22 protein-coding genes are annotated in these 21,786 nt (G+C 59.8%); 11 read left to right on the plus strand and 11 right to left on the minus strand.

The features are described 5' to 3' along the window. The first annotated feature begins 11 nt into the window (after positions 1-11). Together fabB and CAF65_RS06320 are read left to right on the plus strand one after the other, a co-directional pair. Positions 12-1,232, plus strand: coding sequence for a beta-ketoacyl-ACP synthase I (gene fabB / locus CAF65_RS06315; protein ID WP_085715532.1), 1,221 nt, complete (start codon positions 12-14; stop codon positions 1,230-1,232). 399 nt (positions 1,233-1,631) lie between these two features. Then, a complete protein-coding gene (locus CAF65_RS06320; RefSeq protein WP_085715533.1) occupies positions 1,632-1,820 on the plus strand; it encodes a hypothetical protein in 189 nt (62 codons plus the stop codon). A gap of 65 nt (positions 1,821-1,885) precedes the next feature. On the opposite strand, the gene CAF65_RS06325 is transcribed toward CAF65_RS06320, so the two are convergent. The 8 genes from CAF65_RS06325 to CAF65_RS06360 all read right to left on the minus strand — a co-directional run bounded on the left by CAF65_RS06325 (position 1,886) and on the right by CAF65_RS06360 (position 11,566). Continuing rightward, positions 1,886-2,428 (minus strand): DUF2058 domain-containing protein, encoded by a 543-nt coding sequence (locus CAF65_RS06325; RefSeq protein WP_008016527.1) that lies wholly within the window; start codon positions 2,426-2,428, stop codon positions 1,886-1,888. 28 nt (positions 2,429-2,456) lie between these two features. Then, positions 2,457-3,290 (minus strand): nucleoside triphosphate pyrophosphohydrolase, encoded by an 834-nt coding sequence (mazG, locus tag CAF65_RS06330; RefSeq protein WP_085715534.1) that lies wholly within the window; start codon positions 3,288-3,290, stop codon positions 2,457-2,459. Positions 3,291-3,416: 126 nt separating this feature from the next. After that, positions 3,417-5,660 carry a GTP diphosphokinase gene (gene relA, locus CAF65_RS06335; protein WP_085715535.1) on the minus strand — a complete coding sequence of 748 codons (2,244 nt, stop codon included), beginning with the start codon at positions 5,658-5,660 and terminating at the stop codon, positions 3,417-3,419. 120 nt (positions 5,661-5,780) lie between these two features. Then, on the minus strand, positions 5,781-7,133 hold the full coding sequence (gene rlmD, locus CAF65_RS06340) for a 23S rRNA (uracil(1939)-C(5))-methyltransferase RlmD (protein WP_085715536.1): 1,353 nt from the start codon (positions 7,131-7,133) through the stop codon (positions 5,781-5,783). After that, positions 7,133-8,035 (minus strand): cysteine synthase CysM, encoded by a 903-nt coding sequence (cysM, locus tag CAF65_RS06345; RefSeq protein WP_046043004.1) that lies wholly within the window; start codon positions 8,033-8,035, stop codon positions 7,133-7,135. Before cysM ends, rlmD begins: the two co-directional genes overlap by 1 nt. 775 nt (positions 8,036-8,810) lie before the next feature. Then, positions 8,811-9,332, minus strand: a complete 522-nt coding sequence (locus CAF65_RS06350) for a hypothetical protein (protein WP_085715537.1) — start codon at positions 9,330-9,332, stop codon at positions 8,811-8,813. A gap of 166 nt (positions 9,333-9,498) precedes the next feature. Continuing rightward, positions 9,499-10,857, minus strand: coding sequence for a sensor histidine kinase (locus CAF65_RS06355; protein ID WP_085715538.1), 1,359 nt, complete (start codon positions 10,855-10,857; stop codon positions 9,499-9,501). Beyond that, entirely contained in the window at positions 10,847-11,566 is a 720-nt protein-coding gene (locus tag CAF65_RS06360) for a response regulator transcription factor (RefSeq protein ID WP_085715539.1), read from the minus strand. Before CAF65_RS06360 ends, CAF65_RS06355 begins: the two co-directional genes overlap by 11 nt. A gap of 216 nt (positions 11,567-11,782) precedes the next feature. On the opposite strand from CAF65_RS06360, the gene CAF65_RS06370 reads away from it, so the two are divergent. From CAF65_RS06370 to CAF65_RS06385, 4 genes are all read left to right on the plus strand, one after another. Next, complete coding sequence (locus CAF65_RS06370; protein WP_085715541.1) at positions 11,783-14,536, plus strand: response regulator; 2,754 nt, start codon at positions 11,783-11,785, stop codon at positions 14,534-14,536. Positions 14,537-14,631: 95 nt separating this feature from the next. Then, entirely contained in the window at positions 14,632-15,624 is a 993-nt protein-coding gene (locus tag CAF65_RS06375; RefSeq protein WP_085715542.1) for a 2-hydroxyacid dehydrogenase, read from the plus strand. A 77-nt stretch (positions 15,625-15,701) separates the two neighbouring features. Beyond that, positions 15,702-16,136, plus strand: coding sequence for a hypothetical protein (locus CAF65_RS06380; RefSeq protein ID WP_007988765.1), 435 nt, complete (start codon positions 15,702-15,704; stop codon positions 16,134-16,136). Continuing rightward, the gene (locus CAF65_RS06385; RefSeq protein ID WP_057396391.1) at positions 16,136-16,540 is read left to right on the plus strand and encodes an META domain-containing protein; all 405 of its coding nucleotides are present in this window, start codon (positions 16,136-16,138) and stop codon (positions 16,538-16,540) included. Before CAF65_RS06380 ends, CAF65_RS06385 begins: the two co-directional genes overlap by 1 nt. Positions 16,541-16,619: 79 nt before the next feature. Here the strand turns inward: CAF65_RS06385 and CAF65_RS06390 are convergent, their stop codons facing one another. After that, complete coding sequence (locus CAF65_RS06390; RefSeq protein ID WP_085715543.1) at positions 16,620-17,087, minus strand: TlpA disulfide reductase family protein; 468 nt, start codon at positions 17,085-17,087, stop codon at positions 16,620-16,622. A gap of 114 nt (positions 17,088-17,201) precedes the next feature. On the opposite strand from CAF65_RS06390, the gene arsC reads away from it, so the two are divergent. The 3 genes from arsC to CAF65_RS06405 are packed head-to-tail and all read left to right on the plus strand — an operon-like array spanning position 17,202 to position 18,576. Further along, positions 17,202-17,555: an arsenate reductase (glutaredoxin) gene (gene arsC, locus CAF65_RS06395; RefSeq protein WP_057396389.1), complete on the plus strand. Its 354-nt coding sequence runs from the start codon at positions 17,202-17,204 to the stop codon at positions 17,553-17,555. Further along, positions 17,552-18,148 (plus strand): NAD(P)H:quinone oxidoreductase, encoded by a 597-nt coding sequence (gene wrbA / locus CAF65_RS06400; RefSeq protein WP_085715544.1) that lies wholly within the window; start codon positions 17,552-17,554, stop codon positions 18,146-18,148. Before arsC ends, wrbA begins: the two co-directional genes overlap by 4 nt. A gap of 2 nt (positions 18,149-18,150) precedes the next feature. Next, positions 18,151-18,576, plus strand: coding sequence for a DUF2069 domain-containing protein (locus CAF65_RS06405; protein WP_085715545.1), 426 nt, complete (start codon positions 18,151-18,153; stop codon positions 18,574-18,576). Between the two features lie 88 nt (positions 18,577-18,664). Here the strand turns inward: CAF65_RS06405 and CAF65_RS06410 are convergent, their stop codons facing one another. Both CAF65_RS06410 and ttcA read right to left on the minus strand, forming a co-directional pair. Next, positions 18,665-19,339 carry a DNA-3-methyladenine glycosylase I gene (locus CAF65_RS06410; RefSeq protein ID WP_085715546.1) on the minus strand — a complete coding sequence of 225 codons (675 nt, stop codon included), beginning with the start codon at positions 19,337-19,339 and terminating at the stop codon, positions 18,665-18,667. Between the two features lie 64 nt (positions 19,340-19,403). Continuing rightward, positions 19,404-20,228 carry a tRNA 2-thiocytidine(32) synthetase TtcA gene (gene ttcA, locus CAF65_RS06415; RefSeq protein ID WP_085715547.1) on the minus strand — a complete coding sequence of 275 codons (825 nt, stop codon included), beginning with the start codon at positions 20,226-20,228 and terminating at the stop codon, positions 19,404-19,406. Between the two features lie 281 nt (positions 20,229-20,509). Here ttcA and CAF65_RS06420 point away from each other — a divergent pair, with 281 nt between their 5' ends. After that, positions 20,510-21,112, plus strand: coding sequence for a Yip1 family protein (locus CAF65_RS06420; protein WP_008016508.1), 603 nt, complete (start codon positions 20,510-20,512; stop codon positions 21,110-21,112). Positions 21,113-21,270: 158 nt separating this feature from the next. Beyond that, positions 21,271-21,765, plus strand: a complete 495-nt coding sequence (locus CAF65_RS06425; RefSeq protein WP_085715548.1) for a SprT family zinc-dependent metalloprotease — start codon at positions 21,271-21,273, stop codon at positions 21,763-21,765. Positions 21,766-21,786 lie beyond the last annotated feature (21 nt).

The following is a 21,786-nucleotide window of genomic DNA, read 5'->3' on the forward strand; positions in this document are numbered from 1 at the left end:
GGGTTATCCGCATGCGCCGCGTCGTTATCACTGGTCTGGGCATTGTTTCTTGCCTGGGCAATGACAAAGAGACCGTCTCCGCTAACCTGCGTGCAAGCCGCCCTGGCATCCGGTTCAACCCGGAATATGCCGAAATGGGTCTGCGTAGCCAGGTTTCCGGCTCCATTGACCTCAACCTTGAAGAACTGATCGATCGCAAGATCTATCGCTTCGTCGGCCACGCGGCAGCCTATGCCTACCTGGCCATGAAAGACGCCATCGCCGACTCGGGCCTGACCGAAGAGCAGGTGTCCAACCCGCGTACCGGCCTGATCGCCGGTTCCGGTGGCGCATCGACCCTGAACCAGATGGAAGCGCTGGACATCCTGCGCGAGAAAGGCGTCAAGCGCGTCGGCCCATACCGCGTAACGCGGACCATGAGCAGCACCGTTTCCGCTTGCCTGGCCACTCCGTTCAAGATCAAGGGCCTGAACTACTCCATCGCTTCTGCCTGCGCCACCAGTGCTCACTGCATCGGTACTGCCATGGAACAGATCCAGATGGGCAAGCAGGACATCGTCTTCGCCGGTGGCGGTGAAGAAGAGCACTGGAGCCAGTCGTTCCTGTTCGACGCCATGGGCGCCCTGTCCAGCAAGCGCAACGACGCTCCGGAAAAGGCCTCCCGAGCCTACGACGCCGACCGTGACGGTTTCGTCATCGCCGGCGGTGGCGGCATGGTCGTGGTTGAAGAGCTGGAACACGCCCTGGCCCGTGGTGCAAAGATCTACGCGGAAATCGTTGGCTACGGCGCGACCTCCGACGGCTACGACATGGTTGCCCCGAGCGGCGAAGGCGCGATCCGCTGCATGCAGCAGGCGCTGTCCACCGTCGACACCCCGATCGACTACCTGAACACCCACGGCACTTCGACCCCGGTCGGCGACGTCGCGGAAATGAAAGGTGTGCGTGAAGTATTCGGCGACAAGGCTCCGGCCATCAGCTCCACCAAGAGCCTGTCGGGTCACTCCCTGGGCGCCGCCGGTGTTCACGAAGCGATCTACTGCATGCTGATGATGGAAGGCAACTTCATTGCCGGCTCCGCCAACATCGACGAGCTGGACCCTGAAGTGGCCGACCTGCCGGTGCTGACCAAGACCCGCGAAAACGCCACCATCAACACCGTGATGAGCAACAGCTTCGGTTTCGGTGGCACCAATGCCACGCTCGTACTGAAGCGCTGGGAAGGCAAGTAATTTCCCGCTGCTGAGCCGCACATGAAAACGCCCCGACTGGTTCGGGGCGTTTTTTTTGCCCTCGAAGAATTGAACACCACAACCATTGTGGGAGCGAGCTTGCTCGCGATGAGGGAGTGTCAATCGACATCATTGCTGTCTGACCCACCGCCATCGCGAGCAAGCTCGCTCCCACAGTTTCCGTGCTCGACACTGGATTTGTGGTGCCTTCAACATGAAACGTTTGTCATGAAACTTAAGGCCTGCGACTGAATGTCGCGTATTTCGCGGGCTGCAGGACTGTTTCCATTTTTGCAAGAAACCCTTTCCAATCTCGACCATTTACTTAGCAGGCTAACAAAATCTATAACAGAGTCCTGCACACGCCTTGCTGCAGATAACAGAGATTGGAGCTAGCAGATGACTGTAAAAGTAACTGAACGCGACGATTCACATAAATCCCATGAAGGTGTAGCCGCCGGTATCCGCATCTGGGACGTGCATCAACAAGACCTGCTGGTCGGGATTTTCCACTCCGAGACCGAAGCCCACAAATACAAGGCCGAACTGGAAACACTGGAGCAGCAACGCGAAGCGCGTTCTGAATAACTGCCGCATTGAAAACGACAAACCCCGCCATGAGCGGGGTTTGTCGTTGTTACAGCTGTATCGATCTACCACATCAGATCGTCAGGGATCTGATAGGCCGCGTACGGATCGTCCTCGGTGCTGACCTCTTCGGTCTTCACGTTCATCTGCACGATGCGCTGCGGGTCGCGCTCCTGGATCTTCAGCGCCGCTTCCCGCGGGATCACTTCGTAGCCACCAGCGTGATGCACGATGGCCAGCGAACCGTTGCTGAGCTTGTTGCGCATCAGCGTGTTGACCGAGAGACGCTTGACCTTCTTGTCGTCGACGAAGTTGTAGTAGTCCTCGGTCGTCAACTTCGGCAGGCGCGTAGCTTCGATCAATTGCTTGATCTGCGCGACACGGGCTTTGGCCTCGGCTTTTTCCTGCTGCTGGCGGTTGAGTTCCTGATCGCGCTTGACCTTCTCGGCCATGGCTTCCTGTGCCGCGCGCTGCTGAGAGTCATCCAGCTCGATCTGGCCTTTGTGGGCCAGGCGTTGTTGCTTCTGCTTGTCTTTGCTGACCTGCTTGGCCTGCTTCTGGTTGACCAGCCCTGCTTTGAGCAACTGGTCGCGAAGGGAAATGCTCATGGTGCTTATTACTCACTTAGGCCACTGCTCAACCGCAGCTGGGCAAATTCTTTTCCTGACGTTTGGCTTCGCCCCACAAGGCGTCCAACTCTTCGAGGGTGCAATCTTCCATGGGACGATGGGTATCGCGCAATGCCTGTTCGATAAAACGAAAGCGTCGCTCAAACTTGCCATTGGCGCCACGCAGCGCGGTTTCCGGATCGACCTTGAGGTGCCGCGCCAGATTGACCACGGAAAACAGCAGGTCGCCGATCTCGTCGGCCACGGCTTCGGGATCGTTTTCCGACATGGCTTCGAGGACTTCATCGAGCTCCTCACGCACTTTATCGAGCACCGGCAAGGCGTCCGGCCAGTCGAAGCCGACCTGCCCTGCGCGCTTCTGCAATTTGGCCGAGCGGGACAGCGCCGGTAATGCAGCCGGGACGTCATCGAGCAACGACAACTGTTCGGGTGCCGAAGATTTCTCCGTGCGCTCCTCGGCCTTTATCTCTTCCCAGCGCTGCTTGACCTGTTCCTCGCTCAGACGAGGGACATCCAGCGGTGCATACAGGTCACCGGTGGGGAATACATGGGGATGACGACGGATCAGCTTGCGGGTGATGCTGTCGATCACGCCAGCGAACTCGAAGCGCCCCTCTTCCCGGGCCAACTGGCTGTAATACACCACCTGGAACAGCAGATCGCCCAGCTCACCCTGCACGTGATCAAAGTCGCCGCGTTCGATGGCGTCGGCGACTTCGTAGGCTTCTTCAAGGGTGTGCGGGACGATGGTGGCCCAGGTTTGCTTGATGTCCCACGGGCAACCGTACTGCGGGTCGCGCAGGCGGTTCATCAGGTGCAATAAATCTTCAAGGCTATACATCGATCAATCTCTGCCCGCTCTCTGTAGGAGCGAGCTCACTCGCGAAGAACCAGAGGACGACGCGTTTAACCTGATTGCACGCGTCATCGTTAACGTCCATCGCGAGCAAGCTCGCTCCTACATGTCTTATGGTGTTCGGTTACGCCGGGTTTCAATGATGTTCGGCAACTGCGAAATCCGCCCCAGCAACCGCCCCAGTGCGTCCAGCCCCGGAATCTCGATGGTCAGGGACATCAACGCGGTGTTGTCCTCCTTGTTCGAGCGGGTGTTGACCGCCAGCACGTTGATCCGCTCGTTGAGCAACACCTGCGAAACGTCACGCAGCAAACCGGAACGGTCGTAGGCGCGGATCATGATGTCCACCGGATAGGTGAGCACCGGTACCGGCCCCCAGCTGACCTGGATGATTCGCTCGGGCTCGCGCCCGGCCAGTTGCAGCACCGAGGCGCAATCCTGGCGGTGAATGCTCACGCCGCGACCCTGGGTGATGTAGCCGACGATTGCATCGCCCGGCAATGGCTGGCAGCAACCGGCCATCTGGGTCATCAGGTTGCCAACGCCCTGAATCTGGATATCGCCGCGCTTGCCCGGCTTGTAGCCGGTGGCCTTGCGCGGAATCAGTTCCAGCTGTTCGTTGCCGCGCTCCGGCTCGACCAGTTGCTGCGCCAGGTTGACCAGCTGCGCCAGGCGCAAATCCCCGGCACCGAGGGCGGCGAACAGGTCTTCGGCGGTTTTCATGTTGGCCTTGTCGGCCAGCTTGTCGAAATCCACCGCGGGCAGACCGAGGCGATTGAGTTCGCGCTCAAGCAGCGTTTTACCGGCCGCGACGTTCTGGTCACGAGCCTGCAACTTGAACCAGTGAACGATCTTCGCCCGCGCCCGCGACGTGGTGACGTAGCCCAGGTTCGGGTTCAGCCAGTCGCGGCTCGGGGTGCCGTGTTTGCTGGTGATGATCTCGACCTGTTCACCGGTCTGCAGGCTGTAGTTGAGCGGTACGATGCGCCCGTTGATCTTGGCGCCACGGCAGTTGTGACCGATTTCGGTGTGTACGCGGTAGGCGAAGTCCAGCGGCGTCGCCCCCTTCGGCAAGTCGATGGCGTGACCGTCCGGGGTGAAGATGTAGACCCGGTCGGGTTCGATATCGACCCGCAACTGTTCCGCCAGACCACCGATGTCGCCCAGCTCTTCGTGCCATTCGAGCACCTGACGCAGCCAGGAGATTTTCTCTTCGTAGTGATTGGAACCGGACTTGACGTCGGTGCCCTTATAGCGCCAGTGCGCGCACACGCCGAGTTCGGCTTCCTCATGCATCGAGTGAGTGCGGATCTGCACTTCCAGCACCTTGCCCTCGGGCCCGATCACCGCAGTGTGCAGCGAGCGATAGCCGTTTTCCTTGGGGTTGGCGATGTAGTCGTCGAACTCTTTCGGGATGTGTCGCCACAAGGTGTGGACGATGCCGAGCGCGGTGTAGCAATCGCGCATTTCCGGCACCAGCACACGAACGGCACGCACGTCGTAGATCTGGCTGAACGCCAGACCCTTGCGCTGCATTTTGCGCCAGATCGAATAGATGTGTTTGGCCCGGCCGCTGATGTCGGCATCGACGCCGGTAGCCTGCAATTCGTTTTTCAGCTGGCTCATCACGTCGCTGATGAAGCGCTCGCGATCCAGTCGCCGCTCATGCAGCAACTTGGCGATCTGCTTGTACTGGTCCGGTTCCAGGTAACGGAAGGACAAGTCCTCCAGTTCCCACTTGATATGACCGATACCCAGGCGATGGGCCAGTGGCGCGTAGATGTCGAAGACTTCACGGGCCACGCGGTTGCGTTTTTCGTCGTCGGCGGTTTTCACCGCGCGGATTGCGCAAGTGCGTTCGGCCAGCTTGATCAGAGCGACACGAACGTCGTCGACCATGGCCACCAGCATCTTGCGCAGGTTTTCAACCTGGCCCTGGGTGCCCAGCACCAGGGATTTGCGCGGGCTCAGGCTGTCGCTGATCGCGGCCATGCGCTGCACGCCGTCGATGAGTTTGGCCACCACCGGACCGAAGCGCTGGCTGACCGCCGGCAACTTGATCTGGCCTTCGCGCACGCCTCGATACAGGATCGCGGCGACCAGTGAATCCTGATCGAGTTTGAGATCGGCGAGGATCTCGGCGATCTCAAGACCGGTACGGAAAGTCGAGTTACCTTCCGACCACAGATTCTGTGCCGCATTGGCTTGTTGTTCGGCCTCGCGAGCGTACTCGCAGGCCTCCTTCAAGGCTTCGCGATCCAGTGCCAGATCGACACTCACCGCGTGATCGAGCCAAGCCTCGAGATTGATACTGCCGTCGGTGTTGATCGGCTGGTGTGCTCTCACCTGTACCATCTTGCTTACCTTCCCTACGACGCAGATTCAATGCGTCAAATCGCTGACCTTCGTTGCCCGTGCGCCCACATCGGGCCGAGTGCGGCTGCACGGGCGGGCCAGTCGGACCAGACGAGCATCCTAGCTCGCTTCAAATAACGCCATGGCCTCGACATGTGCCGTTTGAGGAAACATATCGAGAATCCCGGCACGTTTTAACCGGTAGCCCTGCTTGATCAACTCGACCGTGTCGCGCGCCAGAGTCGCCGGGTTGCACGACACGTACACCAACCGTTCGGCGCCCAGGCTCTTGAGCTTGCGCACAACCTCGAAAGCACCGTCACGCGGTGGGTCCAAGAGTACCGCACAAAAGCCTTCAGCGGCCCATTCAGCGTCCGTCAAAGGCTGGGATAAATCGGCCTGAAAAAACTTCGCGTTATGCAGATTATTGCTAGCGGCATTCGCCGCCGCCCGATCGACCATCACTTGCACACCTTCCACCGCCACCACTTCGCGAGCGGCTTTGGCCAGCGGCAAGGCAAAGTTGCCCAGACCGCAGAACAGGTCGAGTACACGCTCATCCGCTGTCGGCTTCAACCAGTCCAGCGCCTGGGCGACCATCGCTTCGTTGACTCCGGCGTTGACCTGGATGAAATCCCCGGGACGATACGCCAGCTCCAGATCCCACTGTTCAAGGCGATAGCCCAACGACTGACCGGCCTCGACCGGCTGAGGTTCACCGTCGCCATGCAGCCACAGCTGGGCTTCGTGGAACGCGCAGAAATCCTTGAGGATCGTCAGGTCGGCGTCGGACAACGGCGCCATGTGCCGCAGCAAAACCGCCAGTGTCGAGCCGCTGAACAATTCCACATGCCCGAGTGCCTGAGGTTTGCTCAGACGCCGCAGCATCTCCGGCAGGCGGCTCATGATCGGTTGCAAGGGCTGTACCAGCACCGGGCAATCATCGATGGCCACGATGTCCTGGCTGCCGGCGGCACGGAACCCGACTTCGAGTTTCTTCGCCTTCATGTCCCAGCGCACCGCCAAACGGGCGCGACGTCGGTAAGCGAACTCCGCACCGCTCAATGGCGCCGCCCACTCTTCGGGTTCGACGCCCGCGACCTTCGCCAACTGCTCGGCGAGCATGCGCTGTTTCAGGGCAAGTTGTTCGTTGTGAGGCAAATGCTGCACGCTGCAACCGCCGCAACGACCGGCATGGGCGCACGGCGCCGGGCGGCGCAATTCGCTGGCCGTGAACACCCGCTCAGTCCGTGCCTCGACCACTTTGCCGTGGGCACCGAGCACCCGTGCCTCGATTTCTTCGCCGGCCAATGCGCCGATGACGAACCAGGTACGACCTTCGAAAAACGCGATACCGCGACCGTCATTGGCCAGGCGCTCGATGGTCAGGCGCTGCTTTTTGCCGGTCGGGATTTGCGGGGCCTTGCTGCCGCCGGTGGGCTGGAAGCGCAGGCCTCTTTCATGTTTGGCCATCAGTTGGGCGCGTCGAAAATGCCGGTCGACAGGTAACGGTCGCCGCGGTCGCAGATGATCGCGACGATCACCGCGTTTTCAACTTCTTTAGACAGGCGCAGCATCGCTGCAACGGCACCGCCCGATGATACGCCGCAGAAGATGCCTTCTTCGCGAGCCAGGCGACGGGTCACGTCTTCGGCTTCGCTCTGAGCCATGTCGACAATGCGGTCCACGCGATCGGCCTGGTAGATCTTCGGCAGGTATTCCTGGGGCCAGCGACGGATACCCGGGATCGCCGAACCTTCCATGGGCTGCAGACCGATGATCTGCACGTTGTCGTTCTGCTCTTTCAAGTAGCGCGAGACGCCCATGATGGTACCGGTGGTGCCCATGGAGCTGACGAAATGGGTGATGGTGCCCTGGGTCTGGCGCCAGATTTCCGGGCCAGTGGTGGTGTAGTGCGCCTCCGGGTTGTCACCGTTGGCGAACTGATCCAGTACCTTGCCGCGACCCTCGGCTTCCATCTTCTGCGCGAGGTCACGGGCGCCTTCCATCCCTTGTTCCTGGCTGACCAGAATCAGCTCGGCGCCATAAGCCGTCATGGCCGCCTTGCGTTCGGCGCTGGAGTTGTCCGGCATGATGAGGATCATCCTGTAACCCTTGATCGCGGCGGCCATGGCCAAGGCGATCCCGGTGTTGCCCGAGGTCGCTTCGATCAGCGTATCGCCGGCGTGGATCTGCCCGCGCAGTTCGGCGCGGGTGATCATCGACAGCGCCGGACGGTCCTTGACCGAACCCGCCGGGTTGTTCCCTTCGAGCTTGAGCAATAGGGTATTGCTGGTGGCGCCGGGCAGGCGCTGCAAACGGACCAGCGGAGTGTTGCCGACGCAATCGGCGATGGTTGGGTACTGCAAGGTCATGGCGTATTCGCAATCCAGACTGCGGGGGCGACTATCATACCGGCAAACGTTCGCAGGCCATATCACGCAAAGTGTGGTGCTTATGGCTTATGGGTATAAGGAGGGTTGTGACTCCCACGTTCCGGCTGGACCAGGCAGAGGGTGGATGTCATTAAATAGCCATCATCCGCCTTCGATCCCTATCAACGAAAAACTCACTCCATCAGAAATTTCCTGCAACCCATGACGACATGCATGAACTAGTTGGCAATGGTTTTCTTGGATAGTCTTTTGTAACGCGGAATATGAACTTCATGCAGTTTCGCGATACCTATCACATTGACAGCTACTTCAAATGAGCATTCAGATGAAAACACTTTTATCGCTTTCCCTCGCCAGCCTGATACTGGCGAGCACACAAGCTTCAGCAGCATGTACCAGCATTCTTAATACCTATAACGGTTCCGTCCCCGCTAACACAGATATTCTTGCACAGGGCCCTTTTTACTATTAACACTACGAATGGATGTCGACAAGCAAACATCTCCTCTACGATTACCGCTGTAGGCGCCGGCTCTCCCCCTAAGCTATATATTGACAGACTAACGGGGACAACCTGGACCGAAGTCGCCGGCGGCACTGGCAATACCGCTTCGGTACTTGGGCCGCTGGGAACCTACAGAGTTCGTCACTCAAACAAACTTAACGTGGACAGACAGTATTCTGGAACCACACGCTATGCTCGATGAGCAATAGCTTGCCGGTACCCGTCAATTACTGCCGGGTATCGATTTACTCAAACCTGAATGCTGATGGACAGATCATTTCGAGATGAGTTCGCAAAATAGGAAAGCGCGTTTATAACCTGGTTGGCGCCCAGCAGCTTTTTCGTCACGATTTTGAATGACTCCTGATGAGCATACATAGGCCATTCGCGGGCGTATGCCTTGTTATCACCCAGCATCTGATTAAACATGGCAATTGCGTTATATTTAACATCTCTTTCAGTCGAGTGACCATTTTTATCAAACGCCATATGTCCCGATATAAAAGCACATGCCACGTGCTCATCTATCAAATCAAGCTCACTAAGCTTTGATCCAATCCTTGCGAGCTGGTTGGTACTTATCGACGTAAAATCGCACCCCCTTATCAATTCTTTCAACGCATCAATTTCAGAACTATTTGTCAAATTCAATACACCAGCAGCATCAGCAGCATTGGTTATTGTGTGAGAATTTCTTGTTTCGAAAGGATTTTTTATGACATAGGCATCAGCCTGCATTGATAAGGCGGGCGTTCTTATTGAGACATTCATTGGCTGTCCTCCTTGATATTGACCTGCAAGGTAGGTATCGCCCGTCACATTAAAGGCTTGAGATCCCTTTTCTCATTTCAGAAATTTCATACACCCAGCACTTCTTACAACGTAGGATATTTCCGAATTAGTTGTATGAGCGCAGCCGCAATCCGACTTTTCCCTATCAGACTGGCGATTTATCAGCCAATAACCGCATATTCATCCGCAACCCGTGCTTGGTGTTCTGCGCCCAAAGTTTCCCTCCCTGACGTAGCACCGCATTCCTCGCAATACTCAATCCCAACCCAAAACCTCCATCCCCCGGTCGCGAGCCGTCGAGGCGGGTAAATGGCAGGAAGATCCGCTCCAGATCGGCTTCAGCCACGCCGCCGCCCTGATCCTCCAGCCACAGATGCCAATAGTCACCGTCACGATGCCCGGCAAGCCGGACAATGCCGCCGGTGGGGGAATGGCGAATCGCATTACGCAGCATATTTTCCAGCGCTTGAGCCAGGGTATTGAGATGTCCGCGAACCCAACAGGACGCATCCACCCTGCACTGCAACTGCCACTGCGGCCAGCCACTTTCATAGCAGGCGTTTTCCGTGAGCATTTCCCACAGGGCCTGGATCTGGATCGCTTCGTCGGGTAATCGGGTGCGCTCGGTGTCCAGCCATGCCAGTTGCAGCGTGTCTTCCACAAGGCGCTGCATGCCATCGACCTCACGGCCGATACGTTCGCGCAATAGCTCCAGCCCCTGCTCACTTTCACTGGCCACCCGCAGGCGACTCAAGGGCGTACGCAATTCGTGGGACAGGTCGCGCAGCAGTTGCTGCTGCAAGGCCACAGTGCTTTGCAGGCGTTCAGACATGTGATCGAACGCCCTGCCCAGCTCGCCCAGTTCATCCGAGCGATTGGTGGTCCGGGTCGACAGCCGTACGTTCAGTTGATCGGCACGCCAGGCATTGGCCTGTTCACGCAGGCTGTTGAGCGGTACCACCAGCAAGCGGTACAGGCCGACGCACAGCAGCAAGGTGAACAACCCCGGAATCACGCCGTTGGTGATCACGCGCCAGAACACCCGGTAATGACCCGGCACAAAGCGCTCGGGCAGTTCGATCACCAGGTTGCCGGTGGACGGGTCGCCGGGAAACGGTATGCGCATCCACGGCCGGCCTTTCCTGTGGACCGGCCAATCGAGGCCGCGTAAAAAAGTCAGGCGTTCGACTTCCTTGTCCGTCAGCGATTGGTTGCTCAAGGACTGCAAGTCACCACCGATGACACCGACCCAGCCTTTTTCCCGCTGATGCATGCCTTGCAGCCAGTCATCGACACCGGCGCTCTGGCGCTGCTGCCACGCCTGCTCGGCTTCGGCGGCATAGCCCGTCAGGGTGCCGCGGGCTTCATCCGAGAGGAACTGGTTGCGTTGCTCCATATAGCGTCCCCAGGACCAACTGAGCCAGATCATCAACAAGCAGAACGCAACCAATAGGCAAGCAAGCTTCCAGAACAGCGAATGCCTGCCCGGCAAGTTACATTTCATCGCCGGCGCTCAGGATGTAACCCTTGCCCCATACCGTGCGTACTTCACGTTCGGTGTAGCCAATGGCCTTGAGCTTGCGGCGGATCTGGCTGATGTGCATGTCCAGGCTGCGGTCATGGGCCGCGTAACCGCGCTGCAGCACCTGTTGATAAAGGAAGGCTTTGCTCAGTACTTCGTCGGCGCTGCGGTGCAGCGTCTCCAGCAACCGATACTCGCTGCGGGTCAGGCCGCCGGCCTGTTCGCCATAAAAGACCTCGAAGCTTTCATCATCGAAACGCAGGCTGTCCATCAAAGGGGCCGGCACTGCGGGTGCGGGCCGGCGGTCTAAGGCCACCCGCCGCAGAATGGCCTCGATGCGTACCCGCAACTCCACCATGCTGAAGGGTTTTGTCAGGTAATCATCGGCCCCCAGGCGAAAGCCGCTGATGCGATCGGCCTCGGCACCGAGCGCCGACATCAGCAGCACCGGGGTGGAATGGCTCTGGCGCAATTGGGTCAATACCGCCAGGCCGTCCATGCCCGGCAGCAGAATATCCATCAGCACCACGTCGAAAGGTTGCCGCCGGGCAATGTCCAGGCCTTCCTGACCATTCTGGCACCAGGTCACCTGGAAACCACTGCGGTCGAGGTGCTCATGGACGTAGGCGCCGAGCACAAGGTCGTCTTCGATGGACAGGATTCGCGGGAGGCCGGCAGTGATGGGAGTCATGACTATCTGCAAACAATTCTCAGTTGAGCCGATTATTCAAGATTGCCACGCCAGGGGCAACCCACGGTTTGTCCGTATCGCCAATGAGCTGCCCGGGCCGACGAATGACCGCACCATTTTTACGAAGATTGCCCGCGAGCAAATCGCTACACTGCGCAAGTGGTGCATGGCGGATGCATGTGTCGGTCTATAAATAGCGGGATGCAGGAGAGATGCGTGCTCAAGAAACTGGGAATCAAAGGCCGCGTGCTGTTGCTGACCCTGTTGCCAACCAGCCTGATGGCGTTGGTGCTGGGAGGGTATTTTACCTGGATGCAACAAGCTGACCTGCAAACCCAACTCATGCAGCGCGGCGAAATGATCGCCGAGCAGTTGGCTCCACTGGCGGCGCCAGCGATGGGCCATCAGGACAACGAACTGCTCGAACGCATCGCCACCCAGGCCCTGGAACAGACCGATGTACGGGCCGTGTCCTTCCTGGCACCCGACCACACGCTGCTGGCCCACGCCGGCCCGACCATGCTCAATCAGACGCCCTCCGGCACTGGCACGCAGATGCTGCGCCGCAGTGGCAACGATGCGACCCGCTATCTGCTGCCGGTCTTCGGCAAACACCGCAACCTGGCCGGGGACCTGATTCCCGAAGAAGCCGACCGCCTGCTCGGCTGGGTCGAGCTTGAGCTGTCCCATAACGGCATGCTGTTGCGCGGTTACCGCAGCCTGTTCGCCAGCCTGATGTTGATCAGTGCGGGACTGGTGGGTGCGGCTCTGCTGGCCGTGCGCATGGGGCGCACGATCAATCGGCCACTGAGCCAGATCAAGCAGGCCGTGGCCCAACTCAAGGACGGTCATCTGGAAACCCGCTTGCCGCCCCTCGGCAGTCAGGAGCTGGATGAACTGGCCTCCGGCATCAACCGCATGGCCGGCACCCTGCAAAATGCCCAGGAAGAGTTGCAGCACAGCATCGACCAGGCCACCGAAGACGTGCGCCAGAACCTGGAAACCATCGAGATCCAGAACATCGAGCTGGACCTGGCGCGCAAGGAAGCCCTGGAAGCGAGCCGGATCAAGTCCGAATTCCTGGCCAACATGAGTCATGAAATCCGCACCCCGCTCAATGGCATTCTCGGCTTCACCCACCTGTTGCAAAAAAGCGAGCTCACCCCACGCCAGCTCGACTACCTGGGCACCATCGAAAAATCCGCCGACAGCCTGCTGGGTATCATCAACGAGATTCTCGACTTCTCGAAAATCGAGGCCGGCAAGCTGGTGCTCGACCATATTCCGTTCAACCTGCGCGACCTGCTGCAGGACACCCTGACCATCCTCGCCCCGGCCGCCCACGCCAAGCAGCTGGAACTGGTGAGCCTGGTGTACCGGGACACACCGCTGTCACTGGTGGGCGACCCGTTGCGGCTCAAGCAGATCCTGACGAACCTGGTGAGCAACGCGATCAAGTTCACCCGCGAAGGCACCATCGTCGCCCGTGCCATGCTCGAAGAAGAGCACGAAGACACCGTGCAGTTGCGCATCAGCATTCAGGACACCGGCATCGGCCTTTCGAACCAGGACGTGCGCGCCCTGTTCCAGGCCTTCAGCCAGGCCGACAACTCGCTGTCGCGGCAACCCGGCGGCACTGGCCTGGGCCTGGTGATTTCCAAGCGCCTGATCGAACAGATGGGCGGCGAGATCGGTGTCGACAGCACGCCGGGGGAAGGGTCGGAATTCTGGATCAGCCTGAGCCTGCCAAAAACCCGCGACGATGCCGAAGACCTGCCCGCCGCGCCCTTGCTCGGGCGCCGGGTGGCGGTGCTGGAAAACCACGAGCTGGCGCGGCAGGCGTTGCAGCATCAACTGGAAGACTGCGGCCTCAGCACCACGTCGTTCAATACCCTGGAAAGCCTGACCAATGGCGTCACCGCCGCCCACCAGACCGATCAGGCGATCGACCTTGCCGTACTCGGTATCACCAGCAACGACATGCCGCCGGAGCGCCTCAACCAGCACATCTGGGACCTCGAGCATCTTGGCTGCAAAGTGCTGGTGCTGTGCCCGACCACGGAACAGACGCTGTTCCATCTTTCCGTGCCCAACCCCCACAGCCAGCTCCAGGCGAAGCCGGCCTGCACCCGCAAGCTACGACGCTCCCTGTCTGACCTGGTCAGCCCGCGCCCGATGCGCAACGAGCCGGGCGAACCGGTGTCCAGCCGTGCTCCGAAAGTGCTATGCGTCGACGACAACCCGGCCAACCTGATGCTGGTGCAGACCCTGCTCGAAGACATGGGCGCCAAGGTACTCGCGGTGGAAAGCGGTTATGCCGCCGTCAAGGCGGTACAGAACGAGACATTCGACCTGGTATTGATGGACGTGCAGATGCCTGGCATGGACGGCCGCCAGAGCACCGAGGCGATCCGTCATTGGGAAAGCCAACGCCATTGCACGCCACTGCCGATCGTGGCCCTCACCGCCCACGCCATGGCCAACGAAAAACGCGCGCTGCTGCAAAGCGGCATGGACGACTACCTGACCAAACCGATCAGCGAACGGCAATTGGCGCAGGTGGTGTTGAAGTGGAGCGGCCTGGCGCTGCGCAATCAAAACCCGGAGCGCTCCGGCGATGGACATGGCGGTGCCCATGACCTGTTGGTGCTCGATCACGAGGAAGGATTGCGCCTGGCCGCCGGCAAGGCTGACCTGGCTGCAGACATGCTGGCAATGCTGCTGGCATCCCTGGAGGCTGACCGCGAAGCCATCCGTCTTGCTCAGCAGAACAATGACCACAACGCCCTGATCGAACGAGTCCATCGCCTGCATGGCGCGACGCGTTACTGCGGCGTACCGCAATTGCGTGCGGCCTGCCAACGCAGCGAAACCCTGCTCAAGCAACAGGACCCGAAAGCCAGCGTGGCACTGGATGAGCTCGACCGGGCGATCAATCGGCTGGCAGCCCAGGCGCGCATGAATGCTTGATGCAGCGCAATCGCGCGGACCTGCCGGCGAGCTAATCTGACGACTGCCGAATGTCGGCTTGCTCAACCGTGCAGATCACCTTCAAGGAGCACCGCATGCGTACGATTCTTTTCAGCAGCCAGAACTACGACCGCGACAGTTTTCTTGCGGCCGGGCAACCGGCCGGCATCGAGCTGCACTTTCAGCCTGCACGCCTGAGCCTCGACACGGTGGCGCTCGCTCAGGGGTATGAAGCGGTCTGCGCGTTCATCAATGATGACCTCGGCGCGGCAGTGCTCGAACGCCTGGCGGCTGGAGGCACACGCCTGATCGCCTTGCGCTCGGCCGGTTACAACCACGTCGACTTGCCGACGGCAAAGCGTCTGGGGCTGGCCATCGTGCGCGTGCCGGCCTATTCGCCCCACGCTGTGGCCGAACACGCGGTGGCGCTGATCCTCGCGCTCAACCGGCGTCTGCACCGCGCCTACAACCGCACCCGCGAAGGGGATTTCAGACTGCAGGGGCTGACCGGTTTCGACTTGGTGGGCAAGACTGTCGGCGTGGTCGGCACCGGGCAGATTGGCGCCACATTCGCAAAGATCATGAACGGGTTTGGCTGCCGGTTACTGGCCTATGACCCCTACCCCAACCCGCAGGTCGAAGCCCTCGGCGCGCGCTACCTGAGCCTGCCGCAACTGCTGGCCGAATCGCAGATCATCAGCCTGCACTGCCCGCTCAACGAGCAGAGCAAGCACTTGATCAACCGCGAATCACTGGCGCACATGCAACCGGGCGCGATGCTGATCAATACCGGGCGTGGTGGCCTGGTGGACACCCCCGCGCTGATCGACGCGCTGAAAGACGGTCGCCTGGGTTACCTGGGACTGGACGTGTATGAGGAAGAGGCACAACTGTTCTTCGAAGACCGCTCCGACCTGCCGCTGCAAGACGATGTGCTGGCACGGCTGCTGACCTTCCCCAACGTGATCGTCACCGCGCACCAGGCCTTTCTGACCCGCGAAGCGCTGGACGCGATTGCCGCCACCACGTTGCGCAACATTGCAGCCTGGACGGCGGGCACACCGGAAAATCAGGTGACGGGAGACTGAACCGGATCGAAGGTCAATTGCCTGCGCGATGCGGCGTGCAAGCCCGTGATAGCATATCGCGCATATTTGGAGGACCCATGGTCGAACACGATTTCCGCTACAGCCTGATGAACCCGCAACACACCCTCACCGAATGCCGCGCCCTGGTGCCAGGGCGTTATCAGGTCACCGGCAACGGTGGCTCGATTCGCAACAACGACGTGCTGGTCGTGACTCTCAAGGGTGCCAAGGACTTGTCCATGCGCCTGACCGTCGAAACGGTCCGCCACCTGATCAACCCGCCTGGCCAATGGGTCGCGGTGGCCAGTGGTCCGGTGTTCGGCGAACTGGCGATCCACACCTGGCAAGTGAACTGTGACAGCTGTGCCAAAGAGCTGAGCTTTGAATTCGCCGTCGATGCCAAACTGGGCAACAAGGCTGAAAAGCCTGCCGCCACCGCACGGATTGCCGAGCTGGGCTGGACCACCGTTGGCGAGAAACACCTGTGCCCGAAATGCCAGGAGCCTGCGTGATGAAACGCCTTGCTCTGACCGCTACGGTCGGTGCCAGCCTGCTGGGCTGCGCCGCCGAGCCGGTGCAACTTGAACACAATCGCAGCTACATCCTGGAGTGGATCGGCGAGCGGCCGTTGATGGACTACAGCCACCTGACCATCACCCTCGGCGAAGACGGCCGGGCCTACGGCAATGGCGGCTGCAACCACTGGTTTGCGCCGTACACCCTTGATGGTGACAAACTGACCTTCGGCAAAATCGGCAGCACCCGCAAACTGTGCGCGCCGGCGCTGATGGAACAGGAAAAACGCTTCCTTTCGGCCCTGGAAAACGTCCAGCGCTGGGACGTCTCCCCGATCGAGCAAATCCGCTTCTGGCCAGCCGAAGGCAAGCCGCTGCGTTGGTGGCTCGAGGAGGGTTGATCCTCTCGGTTTCAGCCCGGTGAAATCCGTGGCGAGGGGGCTTGCCCTCCCTCGCCACAAAAGCGTCCCTTGTCACAAATCAGTTTTTCGCCTGCAACGCCTCAAGCTTCGCCATCACCCCCGCCGCCGTCTGTTCCCCCATCAACTGCTCACGCACCTTGCCCTTGTTATCGATGATGTACGTCACTGGCAACGCCTCGCTGCGCGGCAGCTCGAACAGTTCGGAAGGGTCCTGGGCCAGCACCGTGAACCTGATCCCCAGTTTCTCGCTCGCGCCCTTCAGTTCCTGCCCCTGGACGTTGTCGAAGTTGACCCCGAACACACCGATTTTCCTGTCCTTGAGCTGCTCGGCCAGGGTGTTCAATTCCGGGATCTCGGTACGGCAAGGCCCGCACCATTCTGCCCAGTAGTTGAGTACCAGCCATTTGCCATCCAGTCGCTCGGCGGCGATCTTGTGGCCGTCCTGGTCGATGCCATAGTCATTACCGCAGCCCCCCAGCATCAACGCTCCGATGATCGCCAATACTGCTGCCAGTCGCCTTGTCATGTCATGTTCCCTGTCAAAAATTGAATGCGCCTGCGACCCATCGCCTCTCACGGTTCTGGATTGCGCGCTGCACAGTTAGAATAGCCGCCACCTTACGCAAGATGCGACCCGCTCATGACCGATCTGACGCTTTATCACAACCCGCGCTGCTCGAAATCCCGCGGTGCGCTCGAACTGCTTGAAGCCCGTGGCCTGACCCCGACCGTGGTCCGTTACCTGGACACTCCACTGGACGCTGCGCAAATCCAGAGCCTGCTGGGCAAACTCGGGATCAGCGCCCGGCAATTGCTGCGCACCGGCGAGGACGAGTACAAAACCCTCGACCTGGCCAACAGCAGCCTGAGCGAAGCGCAATTGATTGCTGCCATCGCCGCCCACCCGAAACTGATGGAGCGACCGATTCTCGAAGTCGGTGACAAAGCCATCATCGGCCGCCCGCCGGAGCAGATCCTGGAACTGTTGCCATGAGTGCGCCCTACATTCTGGTTCTGTACTACAGCCGCAGCGGCTCGACCAACGAGATGGCCCGACAGATTGCCCGTGGCGTCGAACAGGCCGGGCTTGAGGCCCGCCTGCGCACGGTGCCGGCGATTTCCGCCGAGTGCGAAGCCGTTTCGCCGGAGATTCCCGACGAAGGTGCACTTTACGCCAGCCTCGACGACCTGAAGAACTGCGCCGGCCTGGCACTCGGCAGCCCGACCCGCTTCGGCAACATGGCAGCACCGCTCAAATACTTCCTCGACGGCACCAGCAACCTGTGGCTGACCGGTGCCCTGGTGGGCAAACCGGCGGGTGTGTTCACCTCCACGGCGAGCCTGCATGGTGGCCAGGAGACGACCCTGCTGTCGATGATGCTGCCGTTGTTGCACCACGGCATGTTGATCACCGGCCTGCCGTACAGCGAATCGGCACTGCTGGAAACCCAGGGCGGGGGCACGCCATACGGCGCCAGCCACCACGCCGGTGCCGACGGCAAAAGCGGTCTGGATGCCCATGAAGTGGCGCTGTGCCGCGCGCTGGGTATGCGCCTGGCGAAGACTGCACAGAAACTGGAGGGCTGAGGGTGGCCAAGAAGCCGAAGATCCTGCCCGCCATTGAATGGCTTGAACCCCGTGTCCGGGCCATGCGCGTGATCAGTCTGTTGTGTTTTTTCGGTCTGGTGGGACTGCTGTGCATCTACTACCTGCTTGTAGCCGATCTGCACGGCGCCCGGCCTTGGGTGATTCTATTGATCGAGCTGGTGCCCCTGCTGATCCTGGCGCCGGGGATGATCCTCGGCAGCCCTCGAGGGCATTCGTGGATGTGCTTTGTGGTGAACCTGTATTTCATCAAGGGCGCGTTGGCTGCCTATGACCCGAACCGGCAAATCTTCGGCTTGCTGGAGATGGGTGCGAGCCTGACAGTGTTTTGCTCGGCGCTGCTGTATGTGCGCTGGCGGTATCAGTTGAATCGCAAGTTAGCTGGCGAGGGCGAGATTTCCGTCGCCTGACAGACCGTTTTCGCGAGCAGGCTCGCTCCCACAGGGCCAGCGTAAATCCTGTGGGAGCGAACCTGCTCGCGAATGGGACGGCTCGGCCTCAATGATTGACGGTATACGCCAGCATCATCGAAATCTGGCTCATCGGCCGTCCGCCACTTTCCTCATGCCACTGGTTGAACACGTCCTGCACCAACGCCAGGTCGCGCAGACTGCTCGGCACCTTGTCGATGATGTCCTGCGCATTCAATGCCGCCACCACGTCATAGCTCGGTACAAAGGTGTCCTTGCCGATCATCCGCAAGAAGCGCGGGGCGGACAGCCCGCCCAACTGATGTCCGCGTTTTTTCAGGAAGGTCCAGAGCCCGACGATATCGGTCACCGGCCAGTCGGCGATCAACGCGCCGAAGCTGCCCTTTTCGTGAGCCACATCGAGCACGAACTGCGCATTGCGCGGCACACTCTTGAGCTTGCCCAGATGACGGATGATCCGCGTGTCCTGCATCAGGCGCTCAAGGTGCTCGGCACTCATCAGCACGACTTTTTCCGGGTCGAACCTGAAGAAGACCTCTTCAAAGGCCGGCCACTTGGCATCCACCAGGCTGTGCTTGAGCCCGGCGCGGAATACCCGTAGCGCCATCATCGAGAGGTAGCGATCATCGCTGATCTTGCGCAGTTGCTCGGGAGTCTTGGGAACGGGCAGATGGGCTTCCAGTTCAGCCGCCGAACCGAAGCGGTTCAAGCAGTATTCGTTCAGCCACTTGTAGTCGCGCATGCCCTCTCCTGAGGAATAAAACGAAAAACCTGATGTGGGAGCGGGCTTGCTCCCACAGTTTCAATCAGAGATTGACGACGTTGACGAAGCGCGAAGCCGCAGACTCGTCGATCTTGAGGCTGGTGAAGTCGAACAGGTTGCGATCCGCCAGTTGCGACGGGACCACGTTCTGCAGGCTGCGGAAAATGCTCTCGGTACGGCCCGGGGTCTTGCGCTCCCAGTCCTGCAGCATTTCCTTGACCACCTGACGCTGCAGGTTTTCCTGGGAACCGCAGAGGTTGCACGGAATGATCGGGAACTGCTTGAAATCCGAGTAGGCCTGGATGTCTTTCTCGTTGCAGTAAGCCAGCGGGCGGATCACCACGTTACGCCCATCGTCGGCACGCAGCTTCGGTGGCATGGCCTTGAGCGAACCGTTGAAGAACATGTTCAGGAAGAACGTTTCGACGATGTCGTCGCGGTGGTGACCGAGGGCCATCTTGGTCGCGCCGATTTCATCGGCAAAGGTGTAGAGCGTACCGCGACGCAGGCGCGAGCACAGCGAGCACGTGGTCTTGCCTTCCGGAATCAGCTCCTTGACCACCGAGTAAGTGTCTTTCTCGACGATGTGGTACTCGATACCCAGTTCTTTCAGGTAGGCCGGCAGCACGTGCTCCGGGAAGCCCGGCTGCTTCTGGTCCATGTTCACGGCCACGATCTCGAACTTGATCGGCGCGACCTTCTGCAAGTGCATCAGCACATCGAGCATGGTGTAGCTGTCCTTGCCACCGGACAGGCAGACCATGACCTTGTCGCCGTCTTCAATCATGTTGAAATCGGCAACCGCCTCACCAGCCAGTCGGCGAAGGCGCTTTTGCAGTTTGTTCTGGTTGACCGTGAGAGTGCCCATGACGCGAAATCCGTGAGGTGTGACGAAAGGCGGGCATTTTACGCAAAAACACCTCAAGGGCGAAGTGCCTCGCCAAAAGGGCTGTTCGCCACAGACCCGGCGGCGATTAACAGTTGTGTTTACAGCGCGATTTGCTCTAAAGCCCCTACTCCTTCTGGGGAAACTCCTCCCTATACTGCGACATAAGGTCTCATGAAAATTACAGACCTGTGACTTGCTTGGCCGCATTGGCCCGTAGGCGCTCCACTGGGGGGCGACGGTAAAAAAGAGGAGTGACTGGCATGATCCATCACGTAGTGGGGCTCTTCACCCACCCTGACCAAGAATGGAAAGAGATCCGTGGCGACCAGGAGGAAAGCATCAGCCACATGTACCTGACCCATACGCTGATCCTGGCGGCAATCCCCGCCGTGTCTGCCTTCATAGGCACCACACAGGTCGGCTGGGTCATCGGCAATCGGGCTCCCGTGATGCTGACCGTAGAAAGCGCGATATGGATGACGATCATGTCATACGTGGCGATGCTCGGTGGTGTTGCGGTAATGGGCGCATTCATTCACTGGATGGCCCGCACCTATGACGCCAACCCAAGCCTCGCCCGCTGCATTGCGTTTGCGACGTACACCGCTACACCGCTGTTCATCGGTGGCCTCGCAGCCCTGTACCCGCACTTGTGGCTGGGGATGATCGTCGGCACCGCAGCCATCTGCTACACGGTGTACTTGCTGTATGTAGGCTTACCGACATTCATGAACATTCCATCTGACGAGGGCTTTCTGTTTTCAAGTTCGGTGCTCGCCGTAGGCCTGGTGGTGCTGGTCGCCATCATGGCGTTCACTGTGATTGTCTGGGGACTCGGCGTGGGGCCGGTCTACACCAATTAGCCACCCATCACTGATAATCAGAAACCAACGATACAGGCCGCCGCAAGGCGGCCTTTTCATTCTTCAGCAACGAGGAGGCACACGACCATTCGGCACCTTGGCGATTCGCAAGGCCGCAGGCTTGCGGCATACTCGACCGCTCTGGAGATCCATCAAGCATGCCCGAGCAACTCAATTCCCGCGTCGAAGACTGTTTCCAACTAGCCGAATCCTTTTTCAAACGACCTTTCAAGCGCCCCGTGGTGAGCCTCAAGCTGCGCGGGCAAAAAGCCGGTGTCGCGCATTTGCACGAGAACCTGCTGCGCTTCAACCTGCAGCTGTATCGGGAAAACGCCGAAGATTTCCTCAAGCAGACTGTAGCCCATGAAGTCGCACACCTGATCGCCCATCAGCTGTTCGGCGACCGCATCCAGCCCCATGGCGAAGAATGGCAATTGATCATGCGCGGCGTATACGAACTGCCGCCCAACCGCTGCCACACCTATGACGTCAAACGCCGCAGCGTGACCCGCTACATCTACAAGTGCCCGTGCGCCGACAGCGATTTCCCGTTCTCGGCCCAGCGCCACAGCCTGGTGCGCCAGGGGCGCAGGTACTTGTGTCGGCGGTGTCGCAATACCTTGGTGTTCAGTGGGGAGATGCGGGTCGAATAGCGGGACTCTCGGTGTTTGTAC

Source organism: Pseudomonas sp. B28(2017) (genome assembly GCF_002113025.1).
Taxonomy (GTDB): Bacteria; Pseudomonadota; Gammaproteobacteria; order Pseudomonadales; family Pseudomonadaceae; genus Aquipseudomonas.